Annotated in this window: 13 protein-coding genes and 1 pseudogene; 4 read left to right on the top strand and 10 right to left on the bottom strand. The window is 64.9% G+C overall.

The window, feature by feature from the left end; translation table 11 throughout:
* The 4 genes and pseudogenes from pyrB to ACIQ09_RS07180 all read right to left on the bottom strand — a co-directional run.
* Nucleotides 1-138, bottom strand: a pseudogene (gene pyrB / locus ACIQ09_RS07195) (aspartate carbamoyltransferase catalytic subunit); the annotation flags it as partial.
* Nucleotides 131-631: a bifunctional pyr operon transcriptional regulator/uracil phosphoribosyltransferase PyrR gene (gene pyrR / locus ACIQ09_RS07190; protein ID WP_398307669.1), complete on the bottom strand. Its 501-nt coding sequence runs from the start codon at nucleotides 629-631 to the stop codon at nucleotides 131-133. The gene pyrR and the pseudogene pyrB, both read right to left, overlap by 8 nt.
* The gene (gene ruvX, locus ACIQ09_RS07185; protein ID WP_398307673.1) at nucleotides 618-986 is read right to left on the bottom strand and encodes a Holliday junction resolvase RuvX; all 369 of its coding nucleotides are present in this window, start codon (nucleotides 984-986) and stop codon (nucleotides 618-620) included. Before ruvX ends, pyrR begins: the two co-directional genes overlap by 14 nt.
* A gap of 60 nt (nucleotides 987-1,046) precedes the next feature.
* A complete protein-coding gene (locus ACIQ09_RS07180) occupies nucleotides 1,047-1,568 on the bottom strand; it encodes a YqgE/AlgH family protein (protein WP_398307671.1) in 522 nt (173 codons plus the stop codon).
* 137 nt (nucleotides 1,569-1,705) lie between these two features.
* On the opposite strand from ACIQ09_RS07180, the gene ACIQ09_RS07175 reads away from it, so the two are divergent.
* A complete protein-coding gene (locus ACIQ09_RS07175; RefSeq protein WP_398307667.1) occupies nucleotides 1,706-3,151 on the top strand; it encodes a cryptochrome/photolyase family protein in 1,446 nt (481 codons plus the stop codon).
* Nucleotide 3,152: 1 nt separating this feature from the next.
* On the opposite strand, the gene ACIQ09_RS07170 is transcribed toward ACIQ09_RS07175, so the two are convergent.
* The 4 genes from ACIQ09_RS07170 to ACIQ09_RS07155 are packed head-to-tail and all read right to left on the bottom strand — an operon-like array spanning nucleotide 3,153 to nucleotide 6,338.
* Nucleotides 3,153-4,004 (bottom strand): class I SAM-dependent methyltransferase, encoded by an 852-nt coding sequence (locus ACIQ09_RS07170; RefSeq protein WP_398307665.1) that lies wholly within the window; start codon nucleotides 4,002-4,004, stop codon nucleotides 3,153-3,155.
* A complete protein-coding gene (locus ACIQ09_RS07165) occupies nucleotides 4,001-4,573 on the bottom strand; it encodes a YqiA/YcfP family alpha/beta fold hydrolase (protein WP_398307663.1) in 573 nt (190 codons plus the stop codon). The genes ACIQ09_RS07170 and ACIQ09_RS07165 overlap by 4 nt, the downstream gene beginning before the upstream one ends.
* The gene (locus tag ACIQ09_RS07160) at nucleotides 4,570-5,529 is read right to left on the bottom strand and encodes an alpha/beta hydrolase family protein (RefSeq protein WP_398307661.1); all 960 of its coding nucleotides are present in this window, start codon (nucleotides 5,527-5,529) and stop codon (nucleotides 4,570-4,572) included. Before ACIQ09_RS07160 ends, ACIQ09_RS07165 begins: the two co-directional genes overlap by 4 nt.
* The gene (locus tag ACIQ09_RS07155) at nucleotides 5,514-6,338 is read right to left on the bottom strand and encodes an undecaprenyl-diphosphate phosphatase (protein ID WP_398307659.1); all 825 of its coding nucleotides are present in this window, start codon (nucleotides 6,336-6,338) and stop codon (nucleotides 5,514-5,516) included. The genes ACIQ09_RS07160 and ACIQ09_RS07155 overlap by 16 nt, the downstream gene beginning before the upstream one ends.
* 186 nt (nucleotides 6,339-6,524) lie before the next feature.
* Here ACIQ09_RS07155 and ACIQ09_RS07150 point away from each other — a divergent pair, with 186 nt between their 5' ends.
* Nucleotides 6,525-7,748 (top strand): HD-GYP domain-containing protein, encoded by a 1,224-nt coding sequence (locus tag ACIQ09_RS07150; protein WP_398307657.1) that lies wholly within the window; start codon nucleotides 6,525-6,527, stop codon nucleotides 7,746-7,748.
* Between the two features lie 33 nt (nucleotides 7,749-7,781).
* On the opposite strand, the gene ACIQ09_RS07145 is transcribed toward ACIQ09_RS07150, so the two are convergent.
* On the bottom strand, nucleotides 7,782-8,021 hold the full coding sequence (locus ACIQ09_RS07145) for a DUF2789 domain-containing protein (RefSeq protein ID WP_398307655.1): 240 nt from the start codon (nucleotides 8,019-8,021) through the stop codon (nucleotides 7,782-7,784).
* 134 nt (nucleotides 8,022-8,155) lie between these two features.
* On the opposite strand from ACIQ09_RS07145, the gene ACIQ09_RS07140 reads away from it, so the two are divergent.
* On the top strand, nucleotides 8,156-8,731 hold the full coding sequence (locus ACIQ09_RS07140) for a DUF3365 domain-containing protein (RefSeq protein ID WP_398307653.1): 576 nt from the start codon (nucleotides 8,156-8,158) through the stop codon (nucleotides 8,729-8,731).
* Between the two features lie 13 nt (nucleotides 8,732-8,744).
* Here the strand turns inward: ACIQ09_RS07140 and ACIQ09_RS07135 are convergent, their stop codons facing one another.
* Complete coding sequence (locus tag ACIQ09_RS07135) at nucleotides 8,745-9,533, bottom strand: MipA/OmpV family protein (RefSeq protein ID WP_398307651.1); 789 nt, start codon at nucleotides 9,531-9,533, stop codon at nucleotides 8,745-8,747.
* 204 nt (nucleotides 9,534-9,737) lie between these two features.
* On the opposite strand from ACIQ09_RS07135, the gene ACIQ09_RS07130 reads away from it, so the two are divergent.
* Nucleotides 9,738-10,205: a c-type cytochrome gene (locus ACIQ09_RS07130; protein WP_398307649.1), complete on the top strand. Its 468-nt coding sequence runs from the start codon at nucleotides 9,738-9,740 to the stop codon at nucleotides 10,203-10,205.
* Nucleotides 10,206-10,290: the final 85 nt, after the last annotated feature.

The raw sequence follows: 10,290 nt of genomic DNA, 5'->3' as shown, positions 1-10,290 counted from the left end.
CTTCTTGACCTCCCGCTCGGCCACTTCGGTGAAGGGCGCTGCGGTGTCGAGGATCTGGGTGATGATGGCGCGGGGCAGGCCATCGAGGGTCAGCAGGTGCTGCAGCTCGCCGTGCTTGTTGAGTTGGGGATTACGCATGGATCAGCCTCATGGTGAGGGCGCCGGAGGCGTCGCGCTCAAGTTGGAGGTTTTGCCCGGCCGGCAGGGGCGCGGGCAGGGTCAGGGCACAGAAACTGGCGCCGACGGGAAGCTCGCGTCCGCCCCGGTCGATCAGGACGGCCAGATCCACCCGTGCAGGACGACCGTAGTCGAAGAGCTCGTTGAGGGCAGCGCGGGTGGTGCGACCGGTGTACAGCACGTCATCGACGATCACGATGTGGGCATCTTCCACGTCGAAGGGGATCTTGGAGCCCTGGGGCTGGGGGTGCAGGCCCTTGGCCGAGTAGTCGTCGCGGTAGAAGCTGACGTCTATGCTGCCCAAGGGCTGGGACAGGCCGAGCAGGGCATGGAGACGCTCTGCCAGCCAGACCCCGCCGGTGTGAATGCCGACCAGGCAGGTGTCGGCAGTGACACGGGGGCGCATCGCCTCGGCGAGGGTGGCGATGAGCTGTTCGGCTTCAGGAACTTGCATGGCGGGCGCTTTCAAAGTACTGGAGCAGGATGATCTGGGCGGCTGTCGAATCCAGCCGCTGCTTTTGCTTGCGCCAGCCCTGATGGCCGGCTTCGCTGAGGCGTTCTTCGGCTTCTGCGGACGTAAGCCGCTCGTCCACCAGCGTGACCTGCAGCCCGTAACGGCCGTGGAGCTGGTTGGCGAAGCGGCGGCAACGCACTGTCATGGCATGTTCGCTGCCGTCCATGTGGGTGGGCAGACCCACTACCAGGGCGGTCGGCTTCCATTCGGCGAGAAGTGCCTCGATGGCGGCGAAGCGCGCTGCGTTGGCTTCTACGGCAATGACCGCGAGGGGGTGGGCGTGGCCCGTTTCCATTTCACCCACTGCCACGCCGATGCGGGCCAGGCCAAAGTCGAAGCCGAGGACGGTTCCCACTCAGGCGTGTCCGGCGACGTCCGAGAGCTTGGCGAAATCGATGCCAAGGAGCTGCATGGCGGCGGCCAGGCGTTCTTCGGACGGCAGGTCGAAGACGATGGACAGATCGGCCGGCACGGTAAGCCAGGCGTTCTGGGCCAGTTCGTGTTCGAGCTGACCGGCAGACCAACCGGCGTAGCCGAGGGCCACCAGCACCTCTCCGGGCTCCCCTTCGCTGGCCAGGGACTGGAGCACATCGCGGGAGCTGGTCAAGCCGATGGTGTCACTGACCTTGAGGGTCGAGTGCCAGGCGCCCGCCGGGCGATGCAGCACGAAGCCCCGGTCAGACTGGACGGGACCACCGAAGTACACTGGCAGGTCAGCGAACTCGTGATGCTCGAGGGGGATGTCGATGCGCTCGAACAAGGTAGCCAGGCGCATGTCGGTGGGGCGATTGACGATCACCCCCATGGCGCCGTTCTCGTTGTGCTCGGCAATGTAGGTGAGGGTGCGCGAAAAGTTCTGATCGGCCATGGCAGGCATGGCAATCAGAAAATGATCGGTGAGGTTGATGGTCGTCGTAATCACGGGCGCTATTTTAAGCCGAGGTGACCGATTGTAGTGGCAACTTTTGGGGCATGCTTGCGTCCATTGCTTCCCTGCCACCTGTCCTGTCGTCCATGACCTCTGCCCTAGTCTGGTTTCGTCGCGACTTGCGCGACTTCGATCATGCTGCGCTTTATCACGCCCTCAAAAATTACCATCGCGTATTTTGCGCCTTCGTTTTCGATGAGGAGATTCTTGATGCCCTCCCGAGTCGTTGCGACCGGCGGGTGGAGTTCATCCTCGGCTGCGTGGCCGAGCTGGACTCGGCCCTGCGCGCCCGGGGCGGCGGCCTGATTGTGCGTCACGCCCGGGTGCGGGATGCGATTCCGGCCCTGGCCGAGCGCCTGGGCGTGGACGCGGCGCTGGCCAATCGAGACTACGAGCCCGCAGCCATTGCCCGGGACAGGGATGTGGCCGAGCGTCTCCGCCTACTCGGGATCGGCTTTGCCGACTTCAAGGACCAGGTGATCTTCGAGAAGAGCGAAGTGCTGACCCAGGGCGGCTCGCCGTTCTCGGTGTTCACCCCTTACAAGCGGACCTGGCTGAAGACGCTCACCGACTTTCATCTCAAGCCTTATCCGGTGGACAAGTACGCCGCCCGTCTGGCGCCACCCCCCGAGGGCGAGCAGGTGCCGGATCTGGCCGCGCTGGGTTTTGACGCCACCAATCTGGCTGAGCTGGGCATCACGCCGGGCATGGTGGCCGGGCGCCGGCTCTTTGACGATTTTCTCAAGCGCATCGGGCGATACAAGGCCCGGCGGGACTTCCCCGCGGTGAAGGGGGTGTCCTACCTGTCGGTGCACCTGCGTTTCGGTACCGTGTCTATCCGCGAACTGGCCCGGGCGGCCCGGGATGCGGGCGGGGAGGGGGCAGACACCTGGTTGTCGGAGCTGGTGTGGCGGGACTTCTACTTTCAGATCCTGTGGCATCACCCGCGGGTGGTGGGGGCGAGCTTCCGCCCCGAGTACGACCGGGTGGCCTGGGATCGGGATCCGGCCCTGTTTGCCGCGTGGTGTGAGGGACGCACGGGCTATCCCATCGTTGACGCGGCCATGCGCCAGATCAACCACAGTGGCTACATGCACAACCGCCTGCGCATGATCGTGGCGTCCTTCCTGACCAAGGACCTGGGTATCGACTGGCGTGAGGGCGAGGCCTATTTCGCCGAGCATCTGAACGACTTTGACCTGGCGGCCAACAATGGCGGCTGGCAGTGGGCCGCATCCACCGGCTGCGACGCCCAGCCTTACTTTCGCATCTTCAACCCGGTGACCCAGTCGGAGCGCTTCGATCCGGACGGCACCTTCATCCGGCGTTATCTGCCGGAACTGGCGCGGGTGCCCGACAAGTACATCCACGCCCCATGGACCCTGCCGCCCATCGACCAGAAACTGGCCGGCTGTGTCATCGGCTCCGACTACCCGGCACCGGTTGTAGACCATGCCAAGGCCCGGGAGCGTACCCTGGCCCGGTTTGCGGTGGTCAAGGGGGCGGCGGTGGAGTCGGCCGAGGAGGCCTGATTCAGGCGCGCTGCGCGATGGCGATCAGCACGCTTCCAGCCACCGCATAGCCATCTCCGTCCCGGTGGGGCGCGAGTTCCGTGGTCACCTCCTCGCGCAGTCGGGCCTGGGTGGCCTCGGGGAGGCGCGACAGGGCTTCCGCTGCCCCCCCGGCCAAGTCCAGGAAGGCCTGCCAGTAGTCGTCGGCACAAGCAAACCGGCAGGTGAAGGCGTGGGGTTCCAGCTGGATCCGGCTAAAGCCCGCCGCCTGCAGCAGTGGGCCCAGCGCCTCTGCCGTGCCCAGGCGGAATACCGAAGGGCGGGGCACCTTGGGGGCCGGCAGCAGCCGGGCGATGCAGTCCTGGGCGCGAGCGATCAGGGGCACTTCCTCCCGCGGGCTCCATACTGACAGGGCAATGCGTCCGCCTGGGCGGAGCACCCGGTGCAGCTCGGCCAGGGCCTTGCCCGGGTCGGGAAAGATGAACAGGCCCAGCCCGAGCAGGCCGGCATCGAAGCTGCCGTCGGCAAAGGCCAGGTGTTCCGCGTCGCAGGCGGCGGCGAGGAGATCGGGCAAGCCCTCCTGCTCGGCGCGGCGCTGCCCCTCGGCGAGCATTCCCTCGGCGATGTCGCTGGCCAGCACCCAGCCATCGGGCAGCACCCGGCGGGCGGCATCGCGGGCCAGCAGGCCGGGGCCGGCGGCCAGATCAAGGATGTGTTCGCCGGGTGCCGGTGCCGCCGCATCCAGGAGGGCAGCCTGCAGGCTGGTCCGCAGCGGTGCGCCATCGGCATAACGGGCCGCGATGCGGTTGAAGCCCGTGCGTTCCAGGGCCTTGAAACGGCGGGCATCGAAGCCCATGGAGGTCTTGTCTGTCATCGCGGAAGGAGTCCGGCAAACTGGAGAATCGGGTCCAGGTAGTCATCCCAGCGGGTGAAGCTGTGGTCGCCACCTTCCAGCACGCTCTGCCGACAGCCGGCATAGCGTGCCACTGCGTGGCGGTAGTCGAGCACCTCGTCACCGGTTTCGACCAGTAGCCAGTAGCGTTCGGGCCGGGTGATGGCCGCGGCCTCGATGGCTTGCAGTTCGGCGATGTGGGTTGGGGTGAAATCGAAGGCCTCGCCCGTGTACATATGGGTCTGGGTGCCCAGGTAGGCCGACAGGGACAGGGGGGCGATGACCGCCGGATTGATCAGCACCGCCCGGAGCCCGTGTTTTTCGGCCAGGTGGGTGGCGTAGTAGCCGCCCAGGGAGCTGCCGACCACGGTGGGCGGGGTGGTGCAGCGGGCAATCTGCGCTTCGGCGAGGGCCACGGCGTCGCGGGCGGAGACGGGGAGTTGCTCACACCAGAAGGCATCGGCGAGGCCGTGGGCGGCCATGCGGGCGCGCAGGCTGCGGGCCTTCCAGGATTCGGGGCCGGAGCGGAAGCCGTGAAGGTAGATGATCATTTGGTCTCGAAGCGGTCTTCGGGCCGCAGGCGGCCGGGCAGGGTGGTGGTCAGCCAGCGGCGGGCATCCGCGTCGTCGGCCAGGTGGGCCCGCCAGAAGGCGCTGCTGGCGGCAAGCAGATTGTCTTGGAAAACCGCGGGTTCGCGGCGGATGTGGAATACCTTTCCTTCAGCCTGGCTGGCCTGTCCGGCAAAGTCCAGGTGGGTGCCGCCGGCAAATACCAGCAAATATTTGTCGCCCGCCGGCATGTGGCGGTAGGGCAGTTCGCGATTCGCTGCGGTGATGTCGGACAGGCCCATCCCGTCGTCGCGGCTGCCGGTGATGCTCATGAAGGGGAGGCGGACCAGTCCGAAGCGATGGGCCAGTCCCGGGCCCTTGTCCGCATGGCGGGCGGAGGGGCTCAAGCCCAGGACGGCAGCCACGCGGGGGTCAGCCGGCTCCGATTGCTGGTCAGGGCGACGTTCTCCGGCCAGCAACTGCACGGTGACGGCGCCAAAGGAGTGCCCGCACAGACCGATTTTCTGCACCGCATTGATGGCTTCCGGGAAGCACCCGTCCTGGCCGATGCGACTGAGCACGAAGCGCAGGTCGTCGGCCCGGCGGGTGAGTTCTTCTGGATTCATGGCCATGCGGAAGGCTTGCCGCAGGGCGAGGGGGGAGTTGTTGTGGAGCAGGCTGGTGTCGCTGCCCGGGTGCTGTACCGCGATGGCTGCGAAGCCGAATCCTGCCCAATGGGACAACCACTCGGTTCCGCCTTCGCGGGATCCACCGAGCCCATGGGAGAAGAGGATCAGGCCGGCCGGCGAGGCGCAGTCGGGCAGGTAGAGCTTGAGGGGCAGGCTGCGCGCCCGCCGGCTGTCATGGATGTCGGTGAGGTGGACGGCGTGGGGTGCAACTGCCGACGGCCCGGAGGGTGTCCGGGCCGGGTCAGTTCCGGCACTCAGTGGGCCGTCCATTCCACCAGGCCGAAGTGCCAAGTGGCGAGCACCACGATGCCGAAGGCAATGCGGTACCAGGCGAAAGGCACGAAGTCATGGTTGGAAATGTAGCGTAGCAGCCAGCGCACGCACAGGAATGCCGAGGCGAAGGCGGAGATGAAGCCGACTACCCACATGCCCAGGTCGTCCATGCTGAGCAGGGCACGCTCCTTGTAAAGCTGATAGATGGTGGCCACGCCGAGGGTGGGGATGGCCAGGAAGAAGGAGAACTCGGTGGCAGCGTGACGCGAGAAGCCGAACAGCATGCCACCAATGATGGTCGAGCCCGAGCGCGAGGTGCCGGGGATCAGGGCCACGGCCTGGGCGAAACCCATCTTGAGTGCGTCCAGCGGGGTCATTTCGTCCACGCTGTGGATGCGGACGCTGTGCTGCCGGCGCTCGGCCCACAGGATAACGAAGGCGCCCAGAATGAAGGCAGTGGCCACTGGGATGGGGGCAAACAGGGAAGCCTTGATGGCCTTGCCGAAGATCAGCCCGAGGATGGCCAGGGGCAGGAAGGCGATGAAGAGGTTGAGCACCAGGCGGTTGGCCTCGGGCTGCCGGCCCAGGCCGGAGAAGGTGCGGATTACCCGTTCCCGGTATTCCCAGACCACGGCAAGAATGGCTCCGGACTGGATGACGATCTCGAACAGCTTGCCCCGGTCATCGTTGAAGTTGAGCAGGTCGCCGGCCAGGATCAGGTGTCCAGTGCTGGAGATCGGCAGAAATTCGGTCAAACCCTCGACCACGCCGAGGATCAGCGCCTTCAGAAGCAGGATGATGTCCATGAACTATTGAATGTGCAGTGCGGAAAGAGTTCGCATTATAGCGGCTGCGTATCGTGTACCTTTGCGTGGCTATGACACACTGTGACACCGAAATCTGCTCAAGCCTGCGGTCTGAGAGTCGTTACCGCTTCGTTACGGAAAATAAATGTCATTGATCCGTCCCGCTTTCCAACGACTTCCCGTTTCATGCTGAAGAAAATCCCAGTGACCCGGCTCAGGCCGGGCATGTTCATCCAGGAACTCTGTGGTGACTGGATGTCCCATCCATTCTGGCGTGCCCAGTTTGTGCTGAAGGGCGACGGCGATCTACGCCGCATCGTCGAGGCGGGCATCCAGCATGTCTATATCGACACGGCCCGCGGTCTCGATGACGTGGACGCGGTGGCGGCAGACCAGGTCCAGGCGGCAGTCGAGCAGGAAATCGTCAACGCCATGTCGGCACCCCAGGAGCAGATCGTCCGTGTCTCGGTGCGGGAGGAGCTGGCCCGGGCGAAGCGCGTCCATGACCAGGCCCACAAAGTGGTGCGCACCATGATGAGTGACGTGCGCCTGGGCAAAGCCGTGTCCCTTGATGACGCAGAGCCGGTGGTCGAAGCCATCACGGGTTCGGTGCTGCGCAATGGCGGGGCGCTGATGGGGCTGATCGGCATCAAGAACAAGGACGACTACACCTTCCTGCACTCCGTCAGCGTGTGCACCCTGATGATTGCTTTCGGACGTTCTCTCGGGCTCGACGGGGACGAGTTGCGCCAGGGCGGTATTGGCGGCCTGCTCCACGACATCGGCAAGATGAAGGTGCCGGACGAGGTGCTCAACAAGCCAGGGCGACTCACCGACGCCGAGTTCGACCTGATCAAGCATCATCCGGGTGATGGCCACGCGGTGCTGCTTGAAACGCCGGGCATCGGTCCGATCCCGCTGGACATCACCCGCCATCATCACGAAAGGCTTGATGGCAAAGGCTATCCCGACCGCTTGGCCGGTGACGCCATTTCCACCATGGCGCGCATGGCGGCCATCGTGGATGTCTACGATGCGATCACTGCGGATCGTTGCTATCACAAGGGTATGCCGGCCGCCGAGGCCCTGCGCAAGATGTGGGAGTGGAGTACCGATCACTTCGACCAGAAGCTGCTCCAAGCCTTCATGCGCTGCGTGGGCATCTATCCGGTAGGCAGCCTGGTACGCCTGGAGTCAGGTCGGCTGGGCGTGGTGATCGAACAGAACGAGGGCAGCCTGCTGACCCCGAAGCTGCGGGTGTTCTTCAGCACCAAGTCCAATGGCTATATCAAGCCCGAGGTGCTCGACCTGGGGCGCAAGCTCGGCAGTGGCGGGGGCGATCGCATCGTCTCGGCCGAAGCGCCGGGCAAGTGGGGTATCGACCCCCGGCGCTTCCTGCTCGCCGACTGAAACCCCGACCGTAGCGCACGTCGGCGCCCGGATTCAGAGCCGATGGCGCAGGCGGGCGTCCAGCGTGTCGATGACGGCACTCCAGTCAGCATCCTCGTCGAGTTCCGTTTTAAGAAACAGCGCCTGGGCAGGCGTCCAGAACGGGGCTGCGGTCAGCGGGATGTCATGAGGGAGCGGCGCGTGAGTGTCGATGAAGCTGTCGATGGCTGCCGTATCGCTGGGCAGACCGAGTTGGGCGAACAGGTTGGCGATGCTGTGGGTCTGGGATTCCATGGTGCGCTCCTCGGGGTGGGTACTCTGGTTGGTCCGCCCGTGGTGTATTTGGTTGCACGCCCGCCGGAAAACGGGCTGGCCGCGGATAGGGCGTATCCTGTATATTAGATAAATCTAATTAAAGGATGACTCCCATGCTGCGCACTGCCCTTGTTTTTGCTGCTCTTGTTGCCGGTGTAACCGGTTCGGCCCAGGCCCAGGACGTCGAGGCCCTGAAGCTGGACACCCGCAAGAATGCCCTGCCGGTATTGCCCAAGGTGGTTGCCATGATGCAGGAGACCGTGGCGACCAAGGGCGTGGTCGAAGCCATTCCGGTGTGCAAGGAGAAAGCGCCCCAGTTGCTCAAGGAGCAGTCCGAGAAGACCGGCTGGAAGATGTCCCGGGTCAGTCTGAAGACCCGCAACCCGGAACGGGGCACGCCGGATACCTGGGAGGCGCGCCAGCTCGCCGATTTCAACATCCGTGCCGCCGCCGGCGAGAAGGTCGAGAGCCTGGAGACGGGTGAGATCGTCACCGAGAATGGCAAGCCGGTTTTCCGCTACATGCGCGCCATCCCCGTCGGTGACGTGTGCCTGAAGTGTCACGGGCAGGCAGACAAGATCGAGGCCGGCTTGAAGAGCGAGCTGGCCCGTAACTATCCTCTCGACCGGGCCTTTGGTTACGAGAAGGGCCAGATCCGCGGCGCCCTGACCGTCCGGCGCCCGCTCTGATCTTCGCCGTTTGTCAGAAGGTCCAGCCGTAACCCACGTAGGCGAGCGGCTGGATGCGTGTTTCGACAATCGGGCTGTCCGCCTGGGCGCTGCCCAGGCGAGTGGCCATCAGACCGAACAGCACCGAACCGCGCTCGCCTGCCGGCCACGCACCATTGATCCCGGCCTGCAGCTGGGTGCCGGCACCTGCGGTGTAGGCCGGGCGCCCCGGAGCGGTCTCGGATGCCGCCACGCCATAGTAGTAATTGTTCATCTTGCGGTCATTCCAGGTAATGCCGACCAGGCCGTTGAGGCGTAGCCCCGGACCACGGATCAGGGCCCGCACGAACTGGATCTGTGCGCTCTGGCCCTTGCTGCCGGAGCCCGCGTCGAAACCCCACTGGGCGTTGAGGGTGCCGTAGTCGGTTTGCCAGCGCAGCGCCGGGCCCACATCCACCGCGAAATCCCGGTCGTGCATGCCTTTGGTACGCCTTCCGTCTTCAGCCTCCCAGCCGAAACGGGCATCGGCGGCAAGGCCTACGCGCAGCCGGCGGTCATCTGAATCCACCAGCCACACCCCGGCGCGCAGGGCGTTGATGTAGAAGCGGTCGGCATAGCTGGCCTGAATCACCGGCAGGACCATGGTGCGTAACTCATCAGAGCCGGATGTGGCGGGCAGTACGCCTATCCCCAGGCCGTAAAGGTTGCCGGTGCGGGGAATGGCGGTTTCGGTCTGACGGTCGATCCGGTCGCTGGCGATGGCAGGCAGGGTGGCCAGGGCAGGAGCAAGAAGCAGGGCGAGGCTTATCGGGGTGGGGCGCATGGGCGGCTCCGGTTGGCTTGGGGATGCGGTCAGAGCTTGCCTCGCGCCGGTTTGTTCCCCTGGGCGTGCAGGCCAAATCCATCAGCATGCCGGTGGAAGGGTTTTTCCCAGTGTTGTGGAATAATCCGCCAGACGGTTGCGCCCCAATTTGCCGCATGGTCGATCCGGCCGTTCTCCGATCTCAATCACACAGGGAGTCTGTTCATGAAAATCAAACAAGCACTTTTTGCCGCCTTGGTCCTCGGCATTGCCACGGGAGCCAGTGCTCAGGTGAAGCCCGAGGATCAGATCAAGTTCCGCAAGGCCGGCTACGCCTTCATGTCCTGGAACATGGGCAAGATCAAGGCACAGACCATCGACAACCCCTCGAGCTTCAACAAGGACCAGGTGCTGGCCGCGGCCAACCTGATCGCCGCCACGGCCAATTCCGGCATGGGCGCCCTTTACGGTGCAGGTACCGACAAGGACGTCGGCAGTCAGAAGACCCGTGTGAAGCCCGAGTTCTTCCAGCAGCAGGATGAAGTCCGCAAGCTGGCGGTGGCCTTCGTCAAGGAAGCCAACGAGCTGCAGAAGGTCGCTGCCACCGGCGATGCGGCAGCGATCAAGGTACAGTTCGGCAAGACCGGCGAATCCTGCAAGGCCTGTCACGACAAGTTCCGCAAGGACGAATAAGACACGTCGGGCGGGGGTGACCGCCTCCGCGACAAGAATCGCGCAAGACACACCGCAGCCTGCTCGCAGGCCTGCGGTGGCTTGG

The organism is Zoogloea sp. (assembly GCF_044344315.1).
GTDB lineage: Bacteria > Pseudomonadota > Gammaproteobacteria > Burkholderiales > Rhodocyclaceae > Zoogloea.
The sequence above is the reverse complement of the archived record's forward strand: the minus strand, read 5'-3'. Positions and strand labels throughout refer to the sequence as shown.

Bases quoted from the DNA above. Each gene is read 5' to 3' on its own strand.
- ACIQ09_RS07140 (WP_398307653.1), top strand. From the start codon at position 8,156: ATGCTGCGCACTGCCCTTGTTTTTGCTGCTCTTGTTGCCGGTGTAACC.
- ACIQ09_RS07180 (WP_398307671.1), bottom strand. From the start codon at position 1,568: ATGCCTGCCATGGCCGATCAGAACTTTTCGCGCACCCTCACCTACATT.
- ruvX (WP_398307673.1), bottom strand. From the start codon at position 986: ATGGAAACGGGCCACGCCCACCCCCTCGCGGTCATTGCCGTAGAAGCC.
- ACIQ09_RS07155 (WP_398307659.1), bottom strand. From the start codon at position 6,338: ATGGACATCATCCTGCTTCTGAAGGCGCTGATCCTCGGCGTGGTCGAG.
- ACIQ09_RS07160 (WP_398307661.1), bottom strand. From the start codon at position 5,529: ATGGACGGCCCACTGAGTGCCGGAACTGACCCGGCCCGGACACCCTCC.
- ACIQ09_RS07150 (WP_398307657.1), top strand. From the start codon at position 6,525: ATGCTGAAGAAAATCCCAGTGACCCGGCTCAGGCCGGGCATGTTCATC.
- ACIQ09_RS07130 (WP_398307649.1), top strand. From the start codon at position 9,738: ATGAAAATCAAACAAGCACTTTTTGCCGCCTTGGTCCTCGGCATTGCC.
- ACIQ09_RS07170 (WP_398307665.1), bottom strand. From the start codon at position 4,004: ATGACAGACAAGACCTCCATGGGCTTCGATGCCCGCCGTTTCAAGGCC.
- ACIQ09_RS07165 (WP_398307663.1), bottom strand. From the start codon at position 4,573: ATGATCATCTACCTTCACGGCTTCCGCTCCGGCCCCGAATCCTGGAAG.
- ACIQ09_RS07145 (WP_398307655.1), bottom strand. From the start codon at position 8,021: ATGGAATCCCAGACCCACAGCATCGCCAACCTGTTCGCCCAACTCGGT.
- pyrR (WP_398307669.1), bottom strand. From the start codon at position 631: ATGCAAGTTCCTGAAGCCGAACAGCTCATCGCCACCCTCGCCGAGGCG.
- ACIQ09_RS07135 (WP_398307651.1), bottom strand. From the start codon at position 9,533: ATGCGCCCCACCCCGATAAGCCTCGCCCTGCTTCTTGCTCCTGCCCTG.
- ACIQ09_RS07175 (WP_398307667.1), top strand. From the start codon at position 1,706: ATGACCTCTGCCCTAGTCTGGTTTCGTCGCGACTTGCGCGACTTCGAT.